This window comes from Acinetobacter towneri, from assembly GCF_001758345.1.
In the GTDB taxonomy this organism is placed as follows: domain Bacteria; phylum Pseudomonadota; class Gammaproteobacteria; order Pseudomonadales; family Moraxellaceae; genus Acinetobacter; species Acinetobacter towneri_A.
Window position 1 is genome coordinate 121,832 of sequence record NZ_MKQS01000001.1, and the last position, 24,204, is coordinate 146,035.

The 24,204-nt window shown below is 40.2% G+C and carries 28 protein-coding genes and 1 pseudogene; 1 reads left to right on the forward strand and 28 read right to left on the reverse strand.

All coding sequences use genetic code 11. From position 1 onward, the window contains the following. Window positions 1-43: 43 nt before the first annotated feature. From BJN41_RS00455 to BJN41_RS00510, 12 genes are all read right to left on the reverse strand, one after another. Window positions 44-1,270 carry a hypothetical protein gene (locus BJN41_RS00455; RefSeq protein ID WP_070152138.1) on the reverse strand — a complete coding sequence of 409 codons (1,227 nt, stop codon included), beginning with the start codon at window positions 1,268-1,270 and terminating at the stop codon, window positions 44-46. Further along, window positions 1,270-4,899 carry a hypothetical protein gene (locus BJN41_RS00460; RefSeq protein WP_070152141.1) on the reverse strand — a complete coding sequence of 1,210 codons (3,630 nt, stop codon included), beginning with the start codon at window positions 4,897-4,899 and terminating at the stop codon, window positions 1,270-1,272. Before BJN41_RS00460 ends, BJN41_RS00455 begins: the two co-directional genes overlap by 1 nt. A 52-nt stretch (window positions 4,900-4,951) precedes the next feature. Next, window positions 4,952-5,251, reverse strand: a complete 300-nt coding sequence (locus BJN41_RS00465; RefSeq protein WP_081406264.1) for a hypothetical protein — start codon at window positions 5,249-5,251, stop codon at window positions 4,952-4,954. Next, on the reverse strand, window positions 5,248-6,438 hold the full coding sequence (locus tag BJN41_RS00470; protein ID WP_070152144.1) for a hypothetical protein: 1,191 nt from the start codon (window positions 6,436-6,438) through the stop codon (window positions 5,248-5,250). Before BJN41_RS00470 ends, BJN41_RS00465 begins: the two co-directional genes overlap by 4 nt. Next, the gene (locus BJN41_RS00475) at window positions 6,439-6,753 is read right to left on the reverse strand and encodes a hypothetical protein (protein ID WP_070152147.1); all 315 of its coding nucleotides are present in this window, start codon (window positions 6,751-6,753) and stop codon (window positions 6,439-6,441) included. 2 nt (window positions 6,754-6,755) lie between these two features. Further along, entirely contained in the window at window positions 6,756-7,163 is a 408-nt protein-coding gene (locus BJN41_RS00480; protein ID WP_070152150.1) for a hypothetical protein, read from the reverse strand. Further along, window positions 7,144-7,341, reverse strand: coding sequence for a hypothetical protein (locus tag BJN41_RS00485; protein WP_070152153.1), 198 nt, complete (start codon window positions 7,339-7,341; stop codon window positions 7,144-7,146). Before BJN41_RS00485 ends, BJN41_RS00480 begins: the two co-directional genes overlap by 20 nt. Before the next feature lie 93 nt (window positions 7,342-7,434). Continuing rightward, window positions 7,435-8,109: a DUF6682 family protein gene (locus tag BJN41_RS00490; protein ID WP_070152156.1), complete on the reverse strand. Its 675-nt coding sequence runs from the start codon at window positions 8,107-8,109 to the stop codon at window positions 7,435-7,437. Further along, window positions 8,109-9,002: a RyR domain-containing protein gene (locus BJN41_RS00495; protein ID WP_070152159.1), complete on the reverse strand. Its 894-nt coding sequence runs from the start codon at window positions 9,000-9,002 to the stop codon at window positions 8,109-8,111. Before BJN41_RS00495 ends, BJN41_RS00490 begins: the two co-directional genes overlap by 1 nt. A gap of 71 nt (window positions 9,003-9,073) precedes the next feature. Beyond that, window positions 9,074-9,547: a hypothetical protein gene (locus BJN41_RS00500; RefSeq protein ID WP_070152162.1), complete on the reverse strand. Its 474-nt coding sequence runs from the start codon at window positions 9,545-9,547 to the stop codon at window positions 9,074-9,076. 64 nt (window positions 9,548-9,611) lie between these two features. Further along, complete coding sequence (locus BJN41_RS00505; protein WP_070152166.1) at window positions 9,612-10,901, reverse strand: DUF4043 family protein; 1,290 nt, start codon at window positions 10,899-10,901, stop codon at window positions 9,612-9,614. A 26-nt stretch (window positions 10,902-10,927) separates the two neighbouring features. Next, on the reverse strand, window positions 10,928-11,974 hold the full coding sequence (locus tag BJN41_RS00510) for a hypothetical protein (protein ID WP_070152170.1): 1,047 nt from the start codon (window positions 11,972-11,974) through the stop codon (window positions 10,928-10,930). A gap of 105 nt (window positions 11,975-12,079) precedes the next feature. Between BJN41_RS00510 and BJN41_RS00515 the strand changes: the two genes are divergently transcribed. Continuing rightward, window positions 12,080-12,307: a hypothetical protein gene (locus BJN41_RS00515; protein WP_227515190.1), complete on the forward strand. Its 228-nt coding sequence runs from the start codon at window positions 12,080-12,082 to the stop codon at window positions 12,305-12,307. A 341-nt stretch (window positions 12,308-12,648) separates the two neighbouring features. Here BJN41_RS00515 and BJN41_RS16040 read toward each other — a convergent pair. The 16 genes and pseudogenes from BJN41_RS16040 to BJN41_RS15760 form a co-directional block, all read right to left on the reverse strand. After that, window positions 12,649-13,032, reverse strand: a pseudogene (locus BJN41_RS16040) (Gp49 family protein); the annotation flags it as partial. Between the two features lie 268 nt (window positions 13,033-13,300). Beyond that, on the reverse strand, window positions 13,301-15,604 hold the full coding sequence (locus BJN41_RS00525) for a hypothetical protein (protein WP_070152176.1): 2,304 nt from the start codon (window positions 15,602-15,604) through the stop codon (window positions 13,301-13,303). 9 nt (window positions 15,605-15,613) lie between these two features. Continuing rightward, window positions 15,614-17,278, reverse strand: coding sequence for a terminase (locus BJN41_RS00530; RefSeq protein ID WP_070152179.1), 1,665 nt, complete (start codon window positions 17,276-17,278; stop codon window positions 15,614-15,616). A 101-nt stretch (window positions 17,279-17,379) separates the two neighbouring features. Beyond that, entirely contained in the window at window positions 17,380-18,033 is a 654-nt protein-coding gene (locus BJN41_RS00535; protein ID WP_042890544.1) for a hypothetical protein, read from the reverse strand. Window positions 18,034-18,090: 57 nt separating this feature from the next. Continuing rightward, on the reverse strand, window positions 18,091-18,423 hold the full coding sequence (locus tag BJN41_RS00540; protein ID WP_070152182.1) for a hypothetical protein: 333 nt from the start codon (window positions 18,421-18,423) through the stop codon (window positions 18,091-18,093). Further along, window positions 18,420-18,878: a hypothetical protein gene (locus BJN41_RS00545; RefSeq protein WP_070152185.1), complete on the reverse strand. Its 459-nt coding sequence runs from the start codon at window positions 18,876-18,878 to the stop codon at window positions 18,420-18,422. Before BJN41_RS00545 ends, BJN41_RS00540 begins: the two co-directional genes overlap by 4 nt. Before the next feature lie 23 nt (window positions 18,879-18,901). Continuing rightward, window positions 18,902-19,297, reverse strand: a complete 396-nt coding sequence (locus tag BJN41_RS00550) for a DUF1064 domain-containing protein (RefSeq protein ID WP_070152188.1) — start codon at window positions 19,295-19,297, stop codon at window positions 18,902-18,904. Further along, a complete protein-coding gene (locus BJN41_RS00555) occupies window positions 19,294-20,037 on the reverse strand; it encodes an ATP-binding protein (RefSeq protein ID WP_070152191.1) in 744 nt (247 codons plus the stop codon). The genes BJN41_RS00550 and BJN41_RS00555 overlap by 4 nt, the downstream gene beginning before the upstream one ends. Beyond that, on the reverse strand, window positions 20,034-21,026 hold the full coding sequence (locus BJN41_RS15755) for a DUF1376 domain-containing protein (protein WP_070152194.1): 993 nt from the start codon (window positions 21,024-21,026) through the stop codon (window positions 20,034-20,036). Before BJN41_RS15755 ends, BJN41_RS00555 begins: the two co-directional genes overlap by 4 nt. 6 nt (window positions 21,027-21,032) lie before the next feature. Then, entirely contained in the window at window positions 21,033-21,338 is a 306-nt protein-coding gene (locus BJN41_RS00565) for a hypothetical protein (RefSeq protein ID WP_070152197.1), read from the reverse strand. Continuing rightward, window positions 21,335-21,913: a hypothetical protein gene (locus tag BJN41_RS00570; protein ID WP_070152199.1), complete on the reverse strand. Its 579-nt coding sequence runs from the start codon at window positions 21,911-21,913 to the stop codon at window positions 21,335-21,337. Before BJN41_RS00570 ends, BJN41_RS00565 begins: the two co-directional genes overlap by 4 nt. Continuing rightward, window positions 21,910-22,137, reverse strand: coding sequence for a hypothetical protein (locus tag BJN41_RS15230; RefSeq protein WP_141730345.1), 228 nt, complete (start codon window positions 22,135-22,137; stop codon window positions 21,910-21,912). Before BJN41_RS15230 ends, BJN41_RS00570 begins: the two co-directional genes overlap by 4 nt. Before the next feature lie 70 nt (window positions 22,138-22,207). Continuing rightward, window positions 22,208-22,465, reverse strand: a complete 258-nt coding sequence (locus BJN41_RS00575; protein WP_061517846.1) for a hypothetical protein — start codon at window positions 22,463-22,465, stop codon at window positions 22,208-22,210. After that, the gene (locus BJN41_RS00580) at window positions 22,462-22,977 is read right to left on the reverse strand and encodes a hypothetical protein (RefSeq protein WP_070152202.1); all 516 of its coding nucleotides are present in this window, start codon (window positions 22,975-22,977) and stop codon (window positions 22,462-22,464) included. The genes BJN41_RS00575 and BJN41_RS00580 overlap by 4 nt, the downstream gene beginning before the upstream one ends. Further along, window positions 22,970-23,686, reverse strand: coding sequence for a hypothetical protein (locus BJN41_RS00585; protein WP_070152205.1), 717 nt, complete (start codon window positions 23,684-23,686; stop codon window positions 22,970-22,972). The genes BJN41_RS00580 and BJN41_RS00585 overlap by 8 nt, the downstream gene beginning before the upstream one ends. Continuing rightward, window positions 23,683-24,204: a hypothetical protein gene (locus tag BJN41_RS15760; protein WP_070152207.1), complete on the reverse strand. Its 522-nt coding sequence runs from the start codon at window positions 24,202-24,204 to the stop codon at window positions 23,683-23,685. Before BJN41_RS15760 ends, BJN41_RS00585 begins: the two co-directional genes overlap by 4 nt.

Below are 24,204 nucleotides of genomic sequence, written 5' to 3' on the forward strand. Positions count from 1 at the left end.
CTTGATTGCTCATCGTCAGATACCATGTAAGTAAACAATGACATCACGTTACAATAGTAGTGATTCTTCTCCCTAGCCTTACAGACCTACCCGATTTTGCTGTTACACCTTTTAATATCCCTGCTTGCAGTTCTATAATTTGACCACTCGATGTACCTAAAACATAACCATTCTCTGCCAACCAAAGTGCAGTACAATTACCACCTTGAGAAATATTCCCACCAATATCATTCGCATCTATTTCAATCGCACTATCTGGTACTGGAGCATGAGCAGTTTTTGCCTGAAATGTCATATCTTGTGGCTTAGTTCCTGTCAAAAATACCACATGGGTCACTTGACCAACCCAAATCCCACCATCCACAGGCAAAATAAAAGTAATACGTTGTGGCATCATCACAAATCCAAAACGCTCATCATGTAAATGGTAAGCTAAAGGCTCTGAAAAACGTAAAATATTCTTGTCTGCTGTAATCAAACGACCTTGCCAATATTTCATGTATTTACCTGTTGGCATAGGCGAAAGCCCTTTAAATCGGGCAGACATTCCTATCTGTTCCAGATTAGTGATAGTAATAATATTGGTGTTAATTGGATAATCAGCATAATGTAATAACTCACTACCGTTGCGATGAGTAACATATACTCTAACTTCTGTGACCGATGTATCAAGGCAATATGGTAAATTTATCTGAATACTGGCAAAAGTATCATCATAACTATTAACATTGGTTTTTATTTCAATATTGCCTGAATCAACTTGGGATAAACCTGATTCTTGTTGTCCACGTAACCAAGATATTGCAACACTGTATGAGCCACCTTTTAATGCCCCACCACTTTCAAGCATAGTTAATATAGGTGCCGCAGGTGTAGCAATGCTAAGTGATTGCAACTGTTGTCCATTATAAATCAGGATTTCCTTATCACTGGCAATATAGATGAGGTTGTTTACCACCTCATAACGCAAGGCACTATTCCCAACCATTGCTAAAACATCATATTGCCATGTGACTGGATTCAATTTAACGAGCTGCTCCCCAAGTGTTGCAAATACATCTTTATGTAGAGGACTTTGCCAAATATTTTTAAAATTTAATCCTGATACTTGGGCTGCACCTTTACGCAAAGCAATTCGTCCTGTATCGGTAACATCAATATTTACTGCATCACGAACAAAAAGTTTGGTGGAATCGCCACCAACCTGTAACCCATCATCCGCAACAACATTATTCATCCCTAAAATTGGGAATAATTTTAAAGCTGCCATTAGAAAGCCCCTTTTCTGTACTGATCTGCATTTCCATCAGGTCGGATATAATGTACTGCTGGTTTTATATTAGGCACTGTGACGACCAAAGCATCAACACCCACCGGTTGAATAGAAAGACTTGGTTTAGGTAAGTCTTTACGAATGACACGCATTCTTTCATCGAAATTTGTATAGTCATATTCACACTTAAAAGCATCATAACCTTGCACGCCTACTTCACGGATTTTATTAGAAATCCATGCTTGACCAAAGGCTTCATTTTCAAAACCACCGTAGTTCCCCTTGACCAATTTCCCCACTCGTAGACCTTGCCACATAAAAGGTTCATCACCACCTAACTGAGTACCCATTCTTTCTGAATTAAAACCATTCGGTCTCATAGTCCTATGAAAATGAGAAATGTAATTTAACGATGAGATACCAAGTGTATCAGCACCATGTGGGTGTATTGTTCGATTTAGTTCTTCACTGCGTTTTAATGTAGGGTCTCCAAATAAAGACATCATGGATGATACGCTTTGGGTGATAAATCTAGTTTCATCTCCAAAATTATGCCAACCCATACGATGTGCCTGCATTCCCTTTACTTCTATATAGCGACGTTTAAGATCAAGTTGAGGTACGCCATAACCAGCCCTGTTTCCCAAACCAATGTTTTGTAATAATCGGTGCTTCAAGCTGACCAATGTTTGACCAAATACCTCGCCTGGCCATCTGGTTCCGCCACCACTATTTACATAATGATTACTTCCAGAATAATGATTTGCTATAGCCTGCAGTGGTGCCTCCATAACAGCATAAATGGTATGTGGTGATAATCTCGGCTTACCAACAGTGATAGTAAAATCAATCCCCTTATTAATTGATATTGTTCTATTTTTTAAGGTAACGTGTGGCATCTGATCGAAGTCAGGCATACTAATTCCATACTCCATCACAATACCATTTGATTGGGCATGGTGATCTTCACCATACCTTGCAGCATTAAATCCGCTCACGAATATTACATTGGTTTTGATTAATGGGCGTGGTACTTGACCACCTGGAATGGAAATTCCATGACCATCATTCTGCTCACCATCTATTTCAACTGCATCCAACCAAATATATTGTGGGTAATATGGCGGCACACCTGTTTTAGTAACTTTGTGTGTTGGAATAGCCCATTGAGTAAATCCTGAAACAGAAAATTGTCTATCTCGAAAGGCAATTTCACTTTTACCCCACAAAATATTTTCGCTGCCTTGCTGTAACAGTTCACGCCATTGTGTACGAATATTTGTTTGCCCAAATTCTTCACCATTATGGCCACGCTGTTTTAATTCAGGTGTTAGATTTTTCAAAATTGGATCACCGAAATAATCTCGATGTGTCCATCTTGTTATTACTTTATTCCATCGGATATTTAATATTGGCAAACCAAAAACCTGATGCTCGTCAAAGCGTCCTACTTCCTCAATATAACGTGTATATAAATCAACAATCGGTAAAGGGATAATTGGTGGGGAAATTGTATATCTCTGTTCAAATTTTAAAGTCCTGATCCGATCAGCAATCATGGGTTTACCCATCTCAAGACTTTCAAAATTACCTATGCGACTGAAGTATCTTCGAGTATTCAGAATTGCTGCCATACCAAAGGCATCAGTTTTAAAACCTTTTTGAGCAATAACAGGTGCAGCATTATAAATTGCAGACCAGCCGCTAATATACGGTGACTCCAAACCCTGTAATTTTAAATACCGCACTCGATCAGCAATCATGGGCTTGCCAAAAGATTGAGCATCAATGCCTAATGGCAATAATGGTCGAGCCTTATTTTCAATATAAGGTTCAGCTACACGTGCAAAATTACTGCCTATTGCTCCAACGATTCTATTTCGATTTACAATACTCGTCCAACCAATCCATTTTGGTGGCACTAGCCCACTATCAAGATCATAAAACTGAACAATATACTGACGCTTATTCCAGAATTTTGCGGTGCCAAAACGATGGCCGCCCTCTTGCCCTGTGCTTAAAAAACCATTGGGTTTGAGATATTTTCTTCGCAAATCAACAACAGCCAAACCAAACGGATTGATAAATCCTTGCGGATATATAAACTGCCGAATCGGAATAATACGGCTACCAAATAATGTTGCCACATAACCAAAAGGTTGAATATGTTGTGGTCCACCTACACGATGAATAGGTATGTTCGGATAAGTTATAGAACTTGGAGATAATTGTCGTACCGCATAAGACACCCACGCACCGTCACCATAAACAGAATGAGATGAACCATTAGCGAGCAGCACCCTACGCCCATGCTCTACACGTGGCGTTCCGTATTCATCATTAACGATGCCTGTTGGATTTAAATACCTTGCAAAGTGCCAAACATTAATCTCACCAATGGCAAGAGATTCATGTCCAAGACCAGCATAAATACTTCGAGTTTTGTTTGAAATCCATGTAGTGCCAAAGTCATTCTGATATATTCCAACAGGGTTTAATTCTGGTGGCTTTGTAAGTGTATGTGTGCCAAATTTCGGTTGATACCAGCCACTTGGTTTTAGTGTGCGAATACGATAACCAATGCCAGAATTTAAACCATCAAAAGAGTAAATTCCAATAGGTGCAATAGATGGCGTTTTATTTTGTATAGCATTGCTACCAAATCTCTGAGCATCAAAACCAGAGTGAATAATATTTCTAAGATTACTTCCTACAATAGACCAATCACTGAATGATTGTGAATATAAACCTGATACTGTGATTATTCTTCTAGTATTTTTTGCCGAAATGTCACCAAACACACCACCAACAATTACAGTATATACACCTGTCACATATATTTTTTGAGTAGGGTCAAATACTTTTGGATAGCCTGAATTAAAAGCATCTATTTTTGCAGGCAGTAAATATCGTGGACTATGTGATACCCATGCCGTGCCGTATAAGTCTGTAGTAAACCCTTTAGGGGATGGGTTTCTTTTTACCAATGCATTGCCAAATTGCCAAGCTAAAATACCCGTTGGATACAAAATACGTGGCGATACATCTGGACTTGGCATTTCTTGTGGTGTAATACCCTCATCAACCAAGTTTACAAACAGGTCTGCTTTGGTATTAATAACAATTGCTAAGCCGTATTGTGCTGCATCAAAACCAAGATTATTTAGGTCGAGATATTTAACACCGCCTTGTATGTAAGCAGCACCATAAGATGCAGCGTCATCGCCACCTACATCCTGTATATATTGTCGTAGGTTGTAGACTTTTGATGGAGTTTCAACCGATGACTCATCAAAACCAAAAACTTCAATTTCTCTATTAAAGTTCCAGATGTGGGCAGCACCATAAGATGTAGCGCTATAACCAGTAACCTTAATTAAAAGAGATGGGATTAGCTCTTGTTCACCGAAAGATGTGGCGATAAAGCCTGTCGGGAATAATGCACGAGAACCTTTAACAGCCACTTGCCCATAAACTGAAGAATTTATGCCACCCACACTGACATATTGTGTCGCACTAGAACTCGCACCAAAATCGAGTACAACATTATGTGGATTCGTGGGCGTGTTTACTTCTGAATCAAAATCAAGTACAACATTATGTGAGTCTGGTGTCGTATGGCTCATAAAGCACCCTACCTTACAAGTAGCGCATCATCACACACCGCAATTCGTTGTGTCATTTTGCGATTACCTTATCTTGAATGACTGCATTGTATTGGCTGGCTGGGTCAATTCCGACTACATAAAACTCTCGATCCGATGGCAAGTTGAGGAATTTATAAACCCCGTTTTTATCACTTGATGTATCCGCAACATGGAGCTTATTACCACTCAGACGCTCATAAAGTCGAATTGTCACATTAGGATAGATTTGACCAAGCTTCTTGGTCGTGCCTAAAATCTTTGCTTCTCCTAGCTTTGTAATAAATAACCCTGTAGCCAAGTTCGATCTGTTACGAACAAATTGAAAATTCATACAATAAAATCCCCAATCAAATCAATTGCAAAATAGGCATCGCTACCACTCACACAATTACCCAAAAACATAAACTTACCCGTTCCATTCAAAGAGTTTTTTGTTGTGGTAAAGGCTAAACTTTGCCGAGTAGCATCATCAATTGATGCATTTAGAAAATAGCTATTACTTAGATTTGCTAAAATGGCACCACCAGCCGATGTGATGAAATCCTCATGCGCTCCATTCGCACTATCAGAAAGTTCAGTGTTAAGTGATCCAGATACATAACCACTTGAAGACCCGCCATATGGGCTACTTCGTCCGATAGAAGTAGCCCCTTTAATCCCTGAAAGATTAATTGCACCATATGAAGTCGCATCTAAGTTCGATGTCCAGACATTCGGAGCTGTCACCATATATCCGTCTGCTGGAGAACTTGAACCCGCAATGTATTGGGCAAGCAATACGGTGTTGCCTCTAGGGAAGCGTGAAGAACCTTGTATAACTCCATATTGAGCGGCACTCATATAATCTGTTGGAGTGTAATTACCAGCGGCAGGGAAAAAGTAAAATCCTTTTTTACTTCCAACCAGAAGCCATGCATGTGTTCTTGCAGTTGTTGTTGTTGAAAAAATCCATTTAAGAGGATCGGTTGATTTAGGGGTGGTTGCAACTGGTACAGCATTCGGCAATGTGTTTATATTAGTACACGCTTTTGAAATTCTGACAATTGCCCCTCTATAGTTTACGCTTGCCGCAGCCAAAGTCGCTTCATCAACTCGCAAATAAGTAGGATCTGTCATTTCAGAAAAGTAATAGATCCGCTTAGAGCTATCACTTAAGTATTTTGTGATACCAATGGGGGCTAGTTTTGAAATTATTGAACCCGACAAAGTTGATGGTATGACATCAACCTCAAAAGTAAGCGTTGTTGATGTAACTGATGTAATACGATGCTCTTTATTTAATGTAGCCTCAGTCGCTCCACTTAGCAACAAAACTTGACCGTCTAAATATCCATGTGCTGAGAAATAGTTAGCTGTAATCACATTGCCAATGATGGATAAACTTGAGATTGATTTTTGATTAAATCCGTCTACTAGGCATGCATCTAATAAGCTACATAACTGCCCCCAAACATTGGTAAGCTGGGGTGCATTGGCATTTGTATATAGAAAATATTTCGTATCAGTACTTGCGACCATTTACTCACCTATCAACTGACCATATACATCTTCATTCTTCCAATACCCTTTCTCGCTATGCCAATTCACATATTCATCAAAAAAGTTTTGTTCCCCATAGGAGCGAATACGGTCTTGCACATAACCCATGATCCATTCCATGACATTGCCACAGTTACCATAACTGCCACCTGTCATTTGTACGGCATACATTTGAAATTTCGGTAGATGAATCAAAATATGCCAGTCAATTTTTTTAATATCACTGGCATATAAATCGGCTTTAAATCCTGCGACACCTACGGCTTGCGTAGGTGGTTTAGGGCTATTTTTCATATTCACACCTTGAATATTTTATTTGTGCCGTTATCCCACGTTACAATAATGTCACCGCCATTTGGTGTAATTGGCAACCCTGTTGCAGTGTCGATAAACGCAATCAAAGGACTTGTGCTTTCCGTCCCTGTATCCGCATAAATCACGATTGCTTCAATAGATGCACCTGATACCGCAGAAAATGTAACGTCTGCTGCATCTGCTGCACCACCAGTTGTCGCCTTTGCAGTTAGTGTTACTGGTCCTGCAATACGTGCAGATGTAGGAATGTCAGATAAGTATTGATGTACTGCTGTTTGCGGTGTGTATGCACCTGTATCAACCAAGATGACTTTAATAGTGTCAGTCATCCAGTTAATCTGTGCCTCTAAGAAGCGTTGACGTGCGTAGTCATAGAGCGTGTTTGCCATGTGCTTGAGTCTCCGTAACTGAATCGGAAGCACTCATGCGCTTATGTTTAATTTCAATGTGATTATCTGCTTCAACACAAATTCGAGCCAATTGCCCAGACTTTTTGATCAATCGAACTTTGGCATCGCCAATGTTCAACACATCGCCTTGTCTTAGATCAAGAATTAATTTGCCCATCTTTGTGCACCATTAAATAAAATAAGTAAGATCATTATGTGAAAAACCCCTGAAAAGCTTTAGCCTTACAGGGGTGCTTATGTCACAAGCAAGTCATGGCATGAATGGAATAACGTTATGCGGTATATCTTCACGAGTAATGCGTCGCAAATCGCTATCAGGACGAATACCGAAATATTCTGTAAATTCCTGCTCTGCTAATGCTGATCGGTTTGGATCAAAGAACTCTGCATCTGGCACCTTAAACGCTTGGTATAATACCCACTGGATTAAATGCACATGATGAATCGAATTGATTTCAGGAACATCAGTATCATTTTCCATTGGTGACAATGGCACCCGATAGCCTTCTAATTGCAATTCACCATCCACGTTAGGGGTTGGCACAAGGCGAATACCTGTATCATCCTGAATTGCGAATTGCGGTGTGCCTTGTTCTAACTTCCAATTATCATTACGATAGCGACGATCTAAGCTCTCAGCAGACATTAATGCTAGATAGGTGCCGTGTGCGCCACTAGACGGCTCAAACCAAATACGACTCAACTCATATAGTGAATCATGCAATGCGTAGTTGGCCGTCCCTGCGGTCACATCAATTTTACAAACATCATTGTTTTGGGATTCATGCAATAAACGACCACGGATACACGCTTCACTTACGGCATCGTTAAGCCAATCAATGACACTGGCATCATCAATAAAATATGGTTCTACTTTATCGTTGGCCAGTGTGCGAAAACGGCTGATCAGGTCATTTAGCTGCATTACACAACCCCATATTGATGAATCATTTGGGTAACTGATTCTTTTAATTCATCAAGATTTTTTTGTGGGCTAAGTTTCTGCTCATACTTTTCTAAAGCATATTGAACCAAGCCAGCCTTTGTCATTTTTCCAATCGTTTCAATTTCATCAAGAACTTTATTTTCTTTATCAATTTCTTCTTGCTGTTTTTCTTTAGAGCGATTGAGAATACTTGACGTATCATCATCTAAGCCTTGCTCAGTAGATTCACCAGAAATGGATTCAGGCTCACCCTCATAACGAGTAAACTCAGGATGTTTTAAAAACTTGGTTGCCAAATCACTTGGAATTGATCGCACTTGACCTTGTTCAAAGGTTAAAGCTGATTCGTATAAGTGGTCGGTATATAGAGATTTATTTCCAATATACTGAATTGATACACCAGCAGATTTTTGAACAACATTGGTTGGGGTGATTGTCGCTGTATTAATTGCGACATTCTTTTGATGCTCAACCTTTTGGCGTAGATTCACAACTTCCGCACTCAATGCCAAGTAATCTTCAGGATCAGGCAAGTGCTTAACCAAATGCACCGTTGTACGGAACAAATAATCCTTAGCCTTTTGTTCAGGTGGCAATTCTTCATAAGGTAAAAAACATGGATGCTCTTTCTTTTCCGCATCCTTGACTTCACCATATTTCCAGCCTTCAGCTTCTTTTTGTTTATACCAGCTTTCATGTGACTGTTCTGGTGTTGCATCAGGATTTGCCAAATGCATTTCAACGCCAGCAATCAAACTTTGTTTATGTGATTCTGGTGTGTCATCCCAAGCAGGTTGACTATCATCACCCATTGATTGGCAATATGCAGCATTAATTGCATGACACATCATCGCTATTGCAATCGTTTTCATCTTATCACCGTAATAAGTTAAAAAATAAAAAGAATGGTGTAGGTCTGTCTAAAACCTACACCATCAAAACATTAACGAGGACCTGTCAATTCACCACTGACAATAACCTTGATGTCGCTTGCCTTGGCATTCGCTGCGCCACCAGTGGTTAAAATCAATCGTGCAGCCTTAGGCAAGGTTACCAATTTACCTGTATTAGCACGTAATCGACCTGCTGTTGCAAGGTCGCCATTGCTCATGAAGTAAGCTGCATCTTGTGGTACTTCTGTACTATCACCATCAACATACTTAAAGCCAAGTGAACCTGTAACGGTGGCTGTCATACCTGTTTTAATCAGGATTTGAGCATCATCAAGGCGCATACCTTCTGGTAGTTCACCTAAATCAATAACATCACCACTTGCTACTGCAGCAGTTGTATCTGAATCAATTACGGCACCTGAAGCATTCGTGGCAAGAAAAAATGCTAACGCTGTAACATTGCCATATGGTGAGAATCCACCAAACTGACCATAACCACTAGGCTTCTTCTTAATTGTCGCCATTTTAAAAATCTCCAAGGATTAGAATAAGATGAGGTATGCCCATAACTGGACATACCCAAAACAATTACTGATTAGCACCAATGATTGGCACAGCGGTATCGACAACAGTTACACCATAGTCGGTAAATTCTGTACGCTCACCAGTATCAACAGCGAAACGGATTTTTGATGTACCACGAATGGCACCGATCAATAATTCCCATTTATCGCCATGATCAAGGTCTTTTTCAGACCAGAAGAAAGGCACACCAGACTTATCACTTGCAGCCATTGCTTCCGCAATTGCTTGTCCACCCAAAATAATTGAACGGTCAACAGCGAAAGTGCTACCAAAACTTGATGGTACGATTAAATCTGATTCAGCTTCACTGTCATACGAAGCACAATATTTAATTGTGTCACCTGCATAGAAACGAATCGGACGTGGCATTTTTCGGATAATAAATCCGTTCCATAAACCCACATCACCTAAGAAAAGCGGATGTTGTTTTGCCTGACTTGCTCGTGCAAATGCAGATGATTGGAAAGAACGGAAACCTGGTTGAGCAGCAAATTTGTTGTACTGTGCTGGCGATACAAGCCATACACGTAATGGTGAATCTTCCGCAGCAACATCACCTTCAAACTTACAAATAGGTGGTGGTAAAGCAATTTGATCCAGAACAGTTTTCATTGAATCAACTGAATCCATTGTAAATAGATCAGTTGTTGCAATATCAAACTCACCTGCATTGCTTTTAACGCTCTGCACACCAGAACCATCAACAACATAGTGACGGTTTTTAGTTGGTGCTTTAACACGGTTCACCATGATTTCATTGAAGTTTTTATGATTATCTTTAGGAATAACCCATTCAATGTTGTTATGAGAACCACGTGCACCAGCCATATGCACCAGTAATGACTGATCACAATAGCGATCCATCAAGTTCTGAGCGACTGGACGACCAAGTTTGCGCAAATCAGCTGGGCTACGAATCTGTGACATCACGTTACCCAAATCAACAGGGAAACGAGCTTGGTTCACACGTAGGCGATCTTCATTCAAAGACATCCCCACACCACGACCTTCAGCATACGCACTACCCATAATTGGATATGCACCGACTGGATTTAGTAAGTGGAATGTCACTTCATCACCACGCCCTTTTCCTAAGTCCTGAACACGAACAATAGGCATATGGGATGTGGTTTGTTTACGGAGAGTCGCTTCCGCACCTGCTTCGCCCTTAGGCATTTTCCCAKCCAATAGGTTTAAGGTGCTGTTACGATTCATGTGTGTAGCGAACAGACCTACCGCTTGGGTAACTAAATTGGTCTTATCGCCATAACTTGCGTTAGTTTTAGTAGTCATGTTTCAAATACTCTCATCACGTATGTTTAAACACGTCTATTGAGAAATTGCTCCACTTGGTCGGGTGTCCATCCTTGCATTTCCTCTGCAAGTTGCGCTGGCGACATTGCTGCCAAACGCTCATCACGAGAAACACCAGCAGGACTACCAGCAGGCAAATCACTCAGACTGTTCGGTGGTGGTGTTTGAGCCTGACTCACAGCTTTTTGCGCTACTGCCTTTACTGCATCATTGGCAGGTTGAGCAGCTTGTTGACCTGATTGGGTATTCGACTTATACAATCCTAGAAGTTCTACCACCTGAGCAGCTGAACCTTTGTCCAAAACTGTTTCATACGCATCTTTCAGAAAACTTGGTTGTGCATTCTTCCAATCATTAAATTCTTTCGATTCAACAATAGATTCTGCATCTGGGTGTGCAGTAAAGATTTCGTTAAAATGGGCTTGCTCTACACTGACCTGCTGTTGTTGCTGAATTGGAGCTAAAGCAGTTTGTAATTGCTGTTGCACCAAAGTTGAAACCTGTGAATTAACAAGTTTCTGAATACCAGCAGCCAAGTCTTTCTCGCTAAAATCCCCAAAGATTGCAGGGTCTACACCCTGATCAATCGCTTGTTGTGCGATATTTGCTTGGTTGTCCTGTGTGGTTGGAGCTTGTCCGTTATCTTTACGTTCCTGTGCATCAGCTTGAAGTTGTGCCAACTGTTGTTGAGCTTCATCAAACTTTTGCTTCCATTCCTTTTCACCGTTACGTGCTTCCACTAACTTGTCATAGGGAATGGTATGTTTTCCGTCTTTAGCTAAGATCACAGCATTTTCAGCATTTAACTGGCTTTCATCGACCTGTTGTTGCTGTTGTGCTTGTTGTGTATCAGCTGGTTGTTGCGTACCGTCTTGACCTTCAACTTTTGGGGTATTTTCTTCTGTAACTTGGGTAGTTGCTGGCTGACTACCATTTTCCGCATTTGCGGTATCGCCATTTAACGCTTGCTCTAAAAGCTGCGCTGCAAGTTCAGGTGATGCTTTACCACCGTTAGCTTCAATCAACTCATTTTGTTGCTCTGTAATATCCATGTCTGTCCTATCACTTATCGCTGTGACCGCAAAGGCGAATGGCTAGAGTTATCTAGCGTTTAGCTGTTGATTGCTCAACATGAGACAAGTGTCTAGGATTTATATATGATGTCGTTAGCCTTACAGGGGGTAGGATTAATGGCAGAATATTGTGCTCAATGCGCCAAGCAATATGGAATGAGTAATGGGTTTATCAATGAATGTAAACCTAACTATCTAGCAAATGTTATTTGTGAAGGTTGTGGTGTAATTCAGGTGAATCACAAAGGTGAATGTGTGAGCCATGATTGCGACAATGGAAATCATGCCGTTGAATGGAAAATCAAGAAATAAAAAACCAGCATATTGATGCTGGTTTAAAGGTCTCGAATTCGATAGGTTTAAATCAATTCATCTAATAATGCAGTCATTTTGGTTTCAGCTTTTTTGCGTAATTCTGCACTGATTTTATTATTAGACAGTAACTGTGCCAAGAGAAAAGCGTTATCACGTTTGGCATTGAGTTGATAACCATTAGAATTAGAACTAGCACTACCACTGGCACATGCTTGGTTATCATTTGTAGGATCGGTGGATTTAACAGCATCACTATATTTAATTTCTAATTCAGGCAATTCAGAAACTATAGGGCTGTCTTGCAACTTCTCAGCATCCACACCTTGGCTTGCAAAATGTTCTTGGATTTTAATTTGATGGTTTAATTTTTCTTTCAACAAATAACCTTCTAATAACCAAATCTTTTCACGAGCATTGTCATAGGCAATTTTCTTCCCAATTTCAGCATCGAAATTTTCAGGACTTGCACATGCAGACTCACCAGTAACTGTAAATCCATTCTCTAATGTAAGAATACAGAATGTTAATGTCTGTAGTGGAAGCGGTGCATCAAAAACTTCTACACCATTATCACGCTTGCACACGTCACGAGGTAGGATGTATTCAACTGCTTTGATTTTAGAATCAATATCAGCAGGCGTTAAACGTGGCGCATTTAAGTTTTTAGATTGAATTTCTTGCTCAATTTGTTGTTCTACTGTCTCGGGTTCTTCCTGAACCAAAATCACGACTGCACCATTCGGAATACGATCTGTTTTATGGCTATAAGTTTCATTATTTGTCACTCGATAATCAAGTAATGGATTCTCGACAACCAAGTAATCACCTGAAATATGCCACGCACTAACGCCAATCATTCGTGCAACCTGTTCAGCATTACCAGTAGTGTCAGTGGTTGGATCAAGTTGTAAAGTAATTTGAGCAGTCATAATAAATTCCAATAAAAAAGACAGCCGATTCGACTGCCTTAGTATCTGTGAACAATGAAAATTACTCTTGCCTTACAGGGGGTATGTTGTCATTGGTTCGTTGAGTTTCTATGCCTTGCATACCAGTACCGCCTTGCTGTGGAACTGGTGGACTCATCGGGCTAGTGTTCTGCTGAACCTCTGCTAATCCCTCACTGCCCAACTGCGCTCCCTCGCCCTGAACATACGGGCTGCGAATGTCCATTGCTGCGGTCTGCTCTGCTGTAGGGAAATTAGGATCATCGCCCATCGGATTAGGACGCTGATAACCTGCACCTTTCATAATCTCGTCAGCAATTGGCGCAATCTGCGGCATCATTGCCACTTGTGAACCGCCTTGCATTGCTGAATATGCAGCTTGCACACCAATTTGTACTGAACGTGCGTCTATTTCCTTAATTTCACTTACTGCTTTACGCTCTTTAAGTTCAAGCTCTCGACGTTTTAGATCAATACCTGCATCGGCAAGTGCTTTATCAACAGCTTCTTTAATTTGTTGCTCCACTTGTTCTGGTGTTGGTGCCTGTGTAGCTTGGCGAATAGATTCAATAATGTCTTTCTTGAATGGAATGTCAGTCAAGGCCATCACATAAGGCAATACTGCAACTTGAACCTCTTGAGGTAAGGATTTAACAATCTCAGACAAGGCATTAAGTTGTTGTTCTCGGAATGTGCTGGTACTTGGAACATCATCAAGTACAACTTTCAAGCGTGTACGTTGAACATCATTACTGACGTAAGGGTAACCGTGTTCATCAACTTCAGGTTTATTGATAACAACTGTACGATCCTCACGTACCGCATCACCCTCAATAATGATAGTTTGTTGCTGAGTGCCCATATCTTCAACGATCATTGATAGCAACTGCTCACCGATTAACGTCCTTGCTTCACGAAAATTATCCATCATCTTCATTAAAGTTTGATTGGATTGCTCAACTTGAATCTGCTCTTGTTTGCCCGAAGTCGCATTACCCTTTTTACCTTGGAACCCAGAAGTAATATTGCTTACTTGCTCAATAGCAGCACGATTATCACTAATCAGTTGGAAATGTTGCTGTGATAATTCATAGTCACGTTTAACATCAAATCTTGCACCAGGTCTAGCCATGTGTGCTGCATCCAATACAATATCAGCATCAGGACGCGCAACTTGACGACGTAATTGTTCGTCTGTCATAGCCACTGCACCTTTGGTACGTTCAACACGTGTAACACTCATCCCCCAACGTAACTTTGAGATACCAGAGTTAATGCTGTCTTGACTGTACTTCATGCCACGAACAAAGCCATACGGTATGCCAGTATTATCTTCACTAAACCCAAAAAAAGGTACATAAGGGAAATAATGGTGTGAATATGGCGAAGGACTATCATGTAAAAGGTGTGGTCCAAGCCAATATGAACGACGCAATTTTGATATGGTAGCCTGCTCTACACGTGCAACACCTTGATAAATTGCCAAATCATGAGCCATGTTATTGATGTCATACTCAACGATGCGACCATCACTGAACTTTAAAACTGGTACACGCACCCAACGACGGTACCAAACCTCAGTAACGTTTATCTCTTTAGATGTAGGGTTATACCAGTAGTTTTCACTTATCGTCCATGAACGTGCATCAAGCCAAGCGTTTTGTAAGCCTGTACTTGCTCCACCATCGAGCACATCAGGTTGCTGCCACCATGAACCGCCATAACGACCAACTGTTTGGATTAGCTCCTTGTGTTCTGGGAAAGCACTCATCAATCGTTTAGGATGAACCCAGCGTGTACGACGTAACCAGCGTGCATCAGATAAGTCTGGTTCTGTAGACTTCATATCCCAATGAATTTCATTACGATGAACTACAACACAACGATAAGGATATTTAAATGGGTCTTGCTCACGCTTTACCTCAACCCATCCTAAACCACATGAAATTTGAGGACGAAAAGCATCACTACACGCTTTATCTGCTTTAGATAAGCGTTCAGCTTGATTTAACTTGTAGTTCAAGGCATCAGCAACATCATCACCGCCAGTTTCACCATTGGCTTTTACACGCCAATCAGTACGAGTCTGTAGCTCATAACCCATAATCGACAATAAAGCTGGACTAATTCTGTCCTCTACAGCAGGTGGAATACCGATCTGTTGCATACGGTTAAGCAAATCTGTATCTAATTGATTGCCATCTGCATAATCCATCTCTTTATCTGCGATGTGACGCCAATGAGGTTGTTCCTCAATTTCGTGCATGATCTCCGTTAATTCTTCCAGACTAAGCGTATCATCATCGCTAATCTGCTCACTTGTAGCTGTATCTTCTTGAGTAAACATAGCTTTTCCTTATAAACGCCAATCTGTCGGAGGTGCTTCGACATAACCATGTGGATTTTGATGTGTTGTACCTTGATTCATACCAGTAAGACTAGCCGTATAGACATAATCACCAAGCAACCCTGCATCTTTAGCCTGTGCCCACTGTCTAAGTGCATCTGCACCTTCTGAGCAACCATTCGATTTATCAGGCTGGTCAATAAACATATTGGCTTGTTGGTTAAACTTTTTCTTATAGCCTTCAATACGTTCGATACCCAATTTGCATCGTTCTTCATCAAACCAAGCATTCTTTAAATGTCTACGAGTCTGTTGAATACCAGTTGTGAGTAACGTAATACGTGGAATGACCACAAAATTATGACCAGGTAATAATTCCTCAAGCATTTCTAATACTGACTTGTTGTAATCGCCAAGCCTTTGATGTGCTGCATCGTGCGGTAAATAATGAGTATGATAGATATAAGGTTTATCTTTAATCAGTTTCACGTAATGACGTAAATCTTGAAAATGATCTTCTTCATAATCAATAAAGCGATCTTGCTGATTCATCATTTGATGAAACCAAATTGCACAACCATCATGGTTGCCAATATCCCAAAACGTACACGTAGGTACATCTAAAACTTCAATTTGAGCAATACCACTACGTTTACGCAACTCAAGCATATCTTTTGCGTAGTAGTTCCCTTCTGTACTGACCTGAAATGCTTCGTCAGGAAATGAGGGATACTCTTGCCACATCAAAGCTTGATCACCAGATAGATCATTATCACGTGTCGATACATACCAAGCACGTTGATCAGGATCAATTTTGATCTTCTTACCTAAGTTTCTGGATACAACAATTTCAATGTGATCAAAAATATTATGATCTTTTTTAGAAATAATGACTTCAGTTGAGTCAATACGATACTTCGGTTCTTCCCACCAGCCGTAAAAATGAAGCCTAAAGTCTTTTGGCGTGAGTTTTTTGCGTGAAGCAAAGTTCTTCTGTGCGATCTGAACCTTATCAAAGAAGTCACCACCACGACCTTCAGCAGTAGATTCAATGACACATATACCTGTTGTTGGAACTGCTGGTAATGAACCTGTACGAACTTCTTTCGCTTTACCAGGCGATTGAGCGCAAATTTTACCGTATTCAGAAATAAGTAAACGGTGCATGGTACCGCCACGGAATGATGTGGCAACTGAAATTTTAGAACCATTATGGGCGAATTCCATCTCAGTTCCATTATTCGTTTTGAGTGGGAAACGTTCTAATATTTCAGGTGGTAAGTTATCGTACGCAAATTTAATCTTATCGCTAAAAATATCACCTACAGTTTCAAGGTTCTGTGCAATAACACCGCAATGCTGATTGGCATTAAACAAGGCATGATCAAGCCACAATATACAGATCAATGTGGTGAAACCTAACTGCCGTGCTTTTAAAATAATATTGCGGTACCACAACCGATTTAAGAATTTCTTCTGTGCATCATTAGGCTGGAACGGTAATTCAAATGTTGGAGCTTCTTCTACTTGCCCTAACTCATTTACAAAGTCATCACCTTTAATTTTGATCTTATATAAACAGCCACTAAAAATACGCCAAACAGGGTCTGCCAAGCAGCGTTCAAGCTCCTCGGCATTTGTCGGTAGTGGCTGTAAGTTAGTGTTATAAATCAATTTTTACTCCATTTTGCACAACATTGGTGCATTTTTGAAGCGTGTACGTGAATGAAATTGTTTTGGTGTGGGTGATTAGTCGTTCCATTCACGTACATGCACTAATATTCAGGATCATCGGCAATTGGTTTAAATGCAGAACTATTTCCAGTGCTCACTCGTTCAAGTAATGCAGTCAGTGCATCGACAGGTTTATTGTTCTCATCATCAAGTCCAAACGCTTGACGTTCTAAAGCAATCAATGTTTTGAGTGTGTCGCTTAAATCTTTCATAGACTTCACACGACCAGGCATTGAGATGATCTTCATGTAAAGGTCATTTACTTTGTCATTGCCTTTGTCATCAGGTGACCACATAAGCTCACCCAACATTTCCAGCAATTTGACATTCTCTTGACCGACCATCATTTCAAGCTCATCAAAAAGACTCATAGCAATCTTGCGTGAACGTTGAATATCCTTACGATGTGCTAATCGGACTGACGCTACTTCATTGGCACTCGCATCAATTTTGTCTTTTTCTGAAATGGTCGTTTTCGTGCGCACACTGCTGCGCACACTCTCCTTGCGCACAATGTCATCTGCTTTAGCTTTAATTTTTTCAGATAGATCACGAACCCATTCGTATTGCTTTGCTCTACGTCTAATGCCTGATTCTGCAATATCATGCTCACCTGCAATTTGACGTAGAGACTTAATACCTGCTCGATAATCGAGTTCGATCTTTTCCCAATCAATTACTTTTTTTTCAGCCATGATCACCAAACCTCATATTGGTTTAATGATCATGTATATATGTGGGGAGGTCTAACCTTAGAGGGGGTGTAGCACGTTGTTATAAAATTCCTTATATTCTTTTCTAGTCATGACTTTATATTCATAAATGTTTTGAATAATGACAGGTAAACCGTGTAAAAATGAAACTGCTTTTTCTGTAGGTGAAGAATTATCAAAGGCTACAAGATGTTTTGACTTAATTAACATCTCAAATTTTTCCTGTGAAAGTAAGATTGCGTAAGGATCATCTTCACTCTCTTTAGGTTGTTGTATTTGAGCAGCCATCTCCTTTAATTTATCTATGGTTAAATTATTAAAACGAGTGACAGGTTCTGAGGTGCCGACAAGTTGATCTAATATTGATTTCATAACAATTCACCTTGCTTACCCACATCCAGTAAATCACTGACTTGTCTATTAAGCTTACGCACCTGACTTGTTACTTCACTCTGAAGTATTGCCATATGATGGCCCATTTCAATATTTGCATATTGCATTGCTTCAGCAACCATAAGATTGCCAAGGTTGCGTGCTTCACGTGGCGTCAATGTCAAAATCTGGTCATCACCAATTTCAATTTTAACGGTACCATCAGGTAAAACCATCTTGGACATAATACGAGATGGACGATGTTTAGGGGCTGGAATGAATACACCACGCTGTACACGGATAATCTGACCACTATCGACAAGATGGCTTAAACGATCATCAACGATAGATAATTTTAAGCCTGTCAATTGTGACAAAGTTTCTCTAGTAACGATCTGCTCTTGATTATGTAAATCCTCAATGGCTTCAAGGATTGTTTCAGCGTTAGACTTCATTGTCATACTCCCCTAAATCGTTCTTAAACTTCAACTACGTCGATATTGTGAATTAGCTTCATCAGCTTACGTTTAATGATGTAATCCGCAGTTTTATGACCTTTGGCATCTTCACAGATGAACTGATCATCTTTGGTCCAATAAACAAAGTCTGCTATGTAATCTGTGCCACGTACTTTCACACCACAAATTTTTTGTGTTGGTATCAGGTTGTAGCGAACCTGAGTCTGTAAATCCTTAATCTCACCTGCACGCTGTAAGGCCTTTAAATCATTTAAACGACGATATTCATGCTGTGAATCAGCAACTTTTTCCCCATCAATTACAACTTTATGATTCCCATATTTTGGTTGTTTAGGTTTTTTGATACGTTGTTGCACAAGTCTTTTGATTTGTGATTGTGATAAATAACTTGTCATGAGTTCACCCGTGCATCTGCCCATTTGCATTCAACTGTTTTCAATCCGTCGTGCTGGAATCTGGACCACAAACGATCACCAAGATCTGCTTTGAGTTGTTTCATTGTGAAATTAGATATCAGCATCGTTGGTTTTTTTCGGTCATATCGTGCTGTAAGAACTCGGTGAATAATTTCCAGACGCTTATCACGGTCATGTAGACCGTACTCATCGAGAATGAGTAAATCGTATTGGCAGATGTCATAAATCACAGATTCTTCAGATTGATCTTTCGTATCTTTGTCCCAAGCGTTCATGACTCGCTGCGCTAATTCTTCACTTGTGATGTATCGAACAAACAATCCATTTTTCAGCAAAGTTTTTGCAGTAGCACATGCTAGGTGTGTTTTTCCTGTGCCAGTTGATCCAACCATGATGAAATTTGATTTCTTTCCTGCAAGTAATGCTTGTGCATACTCGATGCATTGACTCAGTGTGTTGGCTTGTCCTTGTGTTTTTGTCACATAATTCGTGAATGCTGAATCACTGTGACGTTCAGGAATCATTGCACCTTCCAAATGTTTTTGACGAACCATACGATCAACACGTGCTTGTTCACCCTGCTTGGATTTATTCAAATTAGCTACTGCACACTCTGGGCAAATATGATGCGGTCCTGCTTTGACCATGTTGATTTTGTGAATCTCACAAATTTGATCCACAAAGTTAAAACCGTTTTCAAGATTTACTAATGCGTTCATCGTAAGCCCTCAGGAATTTCAACTGTTCCATGAAATGGACGATCATCGGTGTTTGGTTCGTTATCCCATGCAGCATTGACTTGTTTGGTTGAATTGGCGTTCACAGGTCTAGTTTTTGTGCCTGTTGGTGCTTTGTCGTTTGAGTTATCACGCTTGATCCAGTTGATGTATTTTGAGTACACCTGGTTTTCAAGTAATCGCCCCGATCTGATTTGTGGTGCGTAGTGTGGCAAGAACGTAATCATGGTTTGATCAAATTCTTGTTGTGTGGTTTTCGGTAAACCTGCTCTTTGACGCCATGCGTTGATCTGGTCGAGAGTGGGTTTCCAGAGATTCAGATCGTCATCAAGTGAGTTTTTTTGTTCGACTGAATTTTTTTCAGGTTCGCCTTGTGAGTGAATATTATTTATATTCTTATCTATTCTATTCTCTCTCTTATCTGTTGCGATCCCGACATGATTCGGGTTGCTATCGCCCCCCGATCGGGACTCTATAATTTTGGCAATCTTCTTTGTTAATGCTTTGGATTGGGGGGCGATACTTTTTAACCGATGAACTGCATCGCATAGCTGACTTTCTAACTCAGATGTATCTATCTGAATTTCCCAACGCTTAGCGTTCCCTTGTGCCCCAGATATAGCACTGGCAAGCTTTTCAATCCAAGCTTCCAATGCTTTCTCTGCAACTACATGGTGATACAAACGACCATCACCACCATCAACCCATCCACGTAAGGCGTGATCTTTTACTTTTTTCCATTTGGTTCCCATGCCAGATAAGTGCGCAAGCATCTTGTCATTGTTTGGAATACTTGCAGCAGGTATTTGCGACCAGCTTTTTAACCACAACGTCATGCTTGCAACTTTTTCTGAATCATCTCCAAGAATCCATGTTTCAGAATTCAAAAGTCGATCAATATCCAGTGGCATAAATGGAAAATTTGATACATCACACTCTTTCGGAGTAAGTGGAATTTTAGAATTATTCATACCACCTCACCACAAATCTTCACTACATAACCCAAGGCGAGAAAATTCCATCTCACCTAAGGCTATTAGCTCTAATTGGTTTGCAGTCCATTCTTGTTGGCCACATTCAACTGCATGTAAAAATGCTTGTGGACGTGTATAGAACTTCCCATTTTCACAATAGAAACCTTGATGTGCAGATTTCCCCCATTGATTTTGAATATCTGGTACCAAGCCAAGTGACAGAATGATATTGATACAATCTGCATGGCGATTAGGTTTTGGTAGAGCGACCATAAGCTCACCTGCTTTAACAGCAACTCCGATAATCATGTTGCCACCCCTAACCCATTACCAGTAAGGGAGATCTGCACGGCTTTAAATTCGCGCTGACATGCCATGTTCTTGAATGCAGAAAAGCAAGTCACAATGTATGGCTGCTTTACAATTTTGAATCCCGGTCCCGCAACTTCATGGAAATATTCATCCATTAACTTGCTGGCACCTTTCCAGCGAGTTTTGACACCACATTCAACGATGTAAATTGGCTCTTGATCTTCTTCACAACCATTCAAAAACTGTCCATATGTCATGCGTTCAGGTACAGCTATTTCAAAATCGAGCTGTATAGATCGGCCATCTGGATGATCTGCGTATATGTCACAACTGATATGGAAGCTTTGCTTGTTGTCGATTAAATCCTTACGCATGGCAATCACAAGTGTACCCTTGGTCAAAGTTAGCAAATGGGCTAACTCAGGCGCTTGATCCTCAGATTTCCCATTTGTTAATTGCCAAAGTTCGAGAATGCGATTTTCTTCAATCGCTTCACCAATAAGCTGAAACTTGCGTACAGGATTTAAAGCAGGTTTATTGGGGTTGTATTTTTTATTACGTTTTTTAATCACGCCACACCCCCTGCGCCTTGCTCTTGAGCTGGTACATGCTTTTCCTGATCAGCCTTAAAAACAACTGAGCTAAAGCATTTAGGGCAGTCATACCAAACGCCACCCCAAGCCTCACACTCACCTTCTGTTTTCCTGTATTCCATTTGAATTCCATGTGTTCCGCACACTGGCAACACCATCAATTGATATTGGCTTACATCTGAATATTTTATTAAATCACTCACACCCCACCCCACTTAACCAACGCAGCACCAATCGCCATAAATACAAACATCAAAACTTTGTTTAGGTCTTTCATGCTGCCACCTTCTTTTCATGACTTGAACGAACCTTGTTCACACCTTTTACATGATGTGGTCTATAAACGCGGTCATAGCAGCCTTTACATGCTGATTCTGGTCGAAATGTAATGGTTCCATCTTTTAACTTTGATTTAATCATGAACCAAAACTCTGAATCTGTAGGCCAGTATTCATCACAGTGCTTACAAAGTTTTTCTTTCCCTAGTTCAGTAAAGATATACATAGGTTTTTTAGCTTCATTTGATTTCATGCTGCTACTCCCTTATGTTTCTTCACATGCTGTGCCCAGCCTTTGCATGGTTTCATGCGCTTACGATCTGTAGCAGACGGACTATGCAAATTTTCAATATCTTTATGGCAATAAAAAACAGCATCCAACTCCAAGGCATGAGCCAAGTCAGATTGAGTAGAAGGACAATGATTTGCTAAAGTGCCGCAACGATAAGCACACGATTCACACAGAACATCTTGATTAGGTGCTTTTTGCGCTAGGATCAGCCCATTCAAAGCACCATGAAAACTAGGTGAAATAAGCTTATCTATTGCGTATGGGTGCATATCGCCAGTGGTGACGAGATGTAAATACAATGTTTCATCACACGATTGGGCATAATTCACAGCAACATTTAAAACATTGCCAAGTAAATTAAGTAATTCATCATGTGATTTTGCTGAAAACTTATCCTTGATTGCCTGTAAGCGTTCAGCTTCAGGCAATTGGATAATGTCAGTAAGTGCGAGAATTGAGGTGTTATCAATCATGATCTACTCCCTTTATTCCCTCATAAATGCGAATAAGGTCTTTTAATTCAGATAGATCAATGACTGTTTTAAAATGTTTTTTCAGTTCTTCTAACGATGTAAAATCAGAATCATCCCAATCATTTAATTCAGATGACCAAAATGAATGAAACTCTAATGAGTGATAATGACAGCCAGTATCAATGATGTAATGAGTGGCAGTTTTATCAGGGGTATTGTAAATAATTTCCTTTGCCTGCTCTAAGCCCAAGGAATCAACCAATTCCAGTGCTCTATTTTTAAGTTGTTGCAGGGATTCAGCATAATGCCATGCACGAGCACAAATATTGTTTAAACTGGTACGACGCTCATCCAACCAATGTTGTCGCCACTCTTCTTTTTTGATTGGATCATCAATTAAATCCATACCTTTATTAAATGATGCACGTGACTCTGCACCACCAATTAAAACGCCATTTAGACACACAATTAATTCATCTAGTTTGTTGGCTTTAATGAATTCAATAGATTGATCTAAATCTCTATTAAATTTTTCAGTGAACCATTCATCATGATCACCAAAGATGAAGAGAGGTACTTCAAGATCAGTATCTATCCCCTGCAATGCATATTTACCAGTTCCAATTAAACAGCAAGTAACAGCAGCAACTTCGTGATCAGATGTTTCCAAAGTACATTTATCACTTGGATTAATAATTTCAAAAATCATCCCTGCACCTCCACCACTGCACCACCATGTTCATGTAAGCAAATCTGAACACCGTTTGGGCAGGTACAGTATTTTTTAGAGATTACGCAATAAGCCACTTCAACCGACTTATCTTCTCCATCAGCAGCTAAATCAATACCAATGAAATACGCACTATCCAGATGCTTATTTAAATCAGCAGAAAGACGTTTTTTAGCGTGTAACTCTGCTGACGTGGCTTGGCGAATATCATCTTTAAAAACAGGACCGAAATTTCCCGACTCCAAAATCTTTACTCGGTACATATTTGGCGTGTACATATGATTGACAATTTCTAACAACACATCTTTTGTGCCTTCACCAATCAAGACGACCACATCACCAGCACTGAAACCACTATCTTTTACATACGCTTCGTCAGGTGCTAAGCCCAAATCAAACTCACGTTTTTCAATTTGCTGAATCAAACAGTGATTGCACTGCTCTGTTTTAAACTCTGGACATTTGCCAGCGCACTTATGTTCTGTTAAATTACTCAT

Coding starts and splice junctions, on each gene's coding strand:
- BJN41_RS15760 (WP_070152207.1), bottom strand. CDS start 24,204: ATGAGTAATTTAACAGAACATAAGTGCGCTGGCAAATGTCCAGAGTTT.
- BJN41_RS00455 (WP_070152138.1), bottom strand. CDS start 1,270: ATGGCAGCTTTAAAATTATTCCCAATTTTAGGGATGAATAATGTTGTT.
- BJN41_RS00545 (WP_070152185.1), bottom strand. CDS start 18,878: ATGAAGTCTAACGCTGAAACAATCCTTGAAGCCATTGAGGATTTACAT.
- BJN41_RS00500 (WP_070152162.1), bottom strand. CDS start 9,547: ATGGCGACAATTAAGAAGAAGCCTAGTGGTTATGGTCAGTTTGGTGGA.
- BJN41_RS00480 (WP_070152150.1), bottom strand. CDS start 7,163: ATGGCAAACACGCTCTATGACTACGCACGTCAACGCTTCTTAGAGGCA.
- BJN41_RS00470 (WP_070152144.1), bottom strand. CDS start 6,438: ATGGTCGCAAGTACTGATACGAAATATTTTCTATATACAAATGCCAAT.
- BJN41_RS00485 (WP_070152153.1), bottom strand. CDS start 7,341: ATGGGCAAATTAATTCTTGATCTAAGACAAGGCGATGTGTTGAACATT.
- BJN41_RS00550 (WP_070152188.1), bottom strand. CDS start 19,297: ATGACAAGTTATTTATCACAATCACAAATCAAAAGACTTGTGCAACAA.
- BJN41_RS00535 (WP_042890544.1), bottom strand. CDS start 18,033: ATGGCTGAAAAAAAAGTAATTGATTGGGAAAAGATCGAACTCGATTAT.
- BJN41_RS00495 (WP_070152159.1), bottom strand. CDS start 9,002: ATGAAAACGATTGCAATAGCGATGATGTGTCATGCAATTAATGCTGCA.
- BJN41_RS00565 (WP_070152197.1), bottom strand. CDS start 21,338: ATGATTATCGGAGTTGCTGTTAAAGCAGGTGAGCTTATGGTCGCTCTA.
- BJN41_RS00555 (WP_070152191.1), bottom strand. CDS start 20,037: ATGAACGCATTAGTAAATCTTGAAAACGGTTTTAACTTTGTGGATCAA.
- BJN41_RS00510 (WP_070152170.1), bottom strand. CDS start 11,974: ATGGATATTACAGAGCAACAAAATGAGTTGATTGAAGCTAACGGTGGT.
- BJN41_RS00540 (WP_070152182.1), bottom strand. CDS start 18,423: ATGAAATCAATATTAGATCAACTTGTCGGCACCTCAGAACCTGTCACT.
- BJN41_RS00465 (WP_081406264.1), bottom strand. CDS start 5,251: ATGAATTTTCAATTTGTTCGTAACAGATCGAACTTGGCTACAGGGTTA.
- BJN41_RS00475 (WP_070152147.1), bottom strand. CDS start 6,753: ATGAAAAATAGCCCTAAACCACCTACGCAAGCCGTAGGTGTCGCAGGA.
- BJN41_RS00515 (WP_227515190.1), top strand. CDS start 12,080: ATGATGTCGTTAGCCTTACAGGGGGTAGGATTAATGGCAGAATATTGT.
- BJN41_RS00525 (WP_070152176.1), bottom strand. CDS start 15,604: ATGTTTACTCAAGAAGATACAGCTACAAGTGAGCAGATTAGCGATGAT.
- BJN41_RS00585 (WP_070152205.1), bottom strand. CDS start 23,686: ATGATTTTTGAAATTATTAATCCAAGTGATAAATGTACTTTGGAAACA.
- BJN41_RS00490 (WP_070152156.1), bottom strand. CDS start 8,109: ATGCAGCTAAATGACCTGATCAGCCGTTTTCGCACACTGGCCAACGAT.
- BJN41_RS15755 (WP_070152194.1), bottom strand. CDS start 21,026: ATGAATAATTCTAAAATTCCACTTACTCCGAAAGAGTGTGATGTATCA.
- BJN41_RS00460 (WP_070152141.1), bottom strand. CDS start 4,899: ATGAGCCATACGACACCAGACTCACATAATGTTGTACTTGATTTTGAT.
- BJN41_RS00575 (WP_061517846.1), bottom strand. CDS start 22,465: ATGAAATCAAATGAAGCTAAAAAACCTATGTATATCTTTACTGAACTA.
- BJN41_RS00580 (WP_070152202.1), bottom strand. CDS start 22,977: ATGATTGATAACACCTCAATTCTCGCACTTACTGACATTATCCAATTG.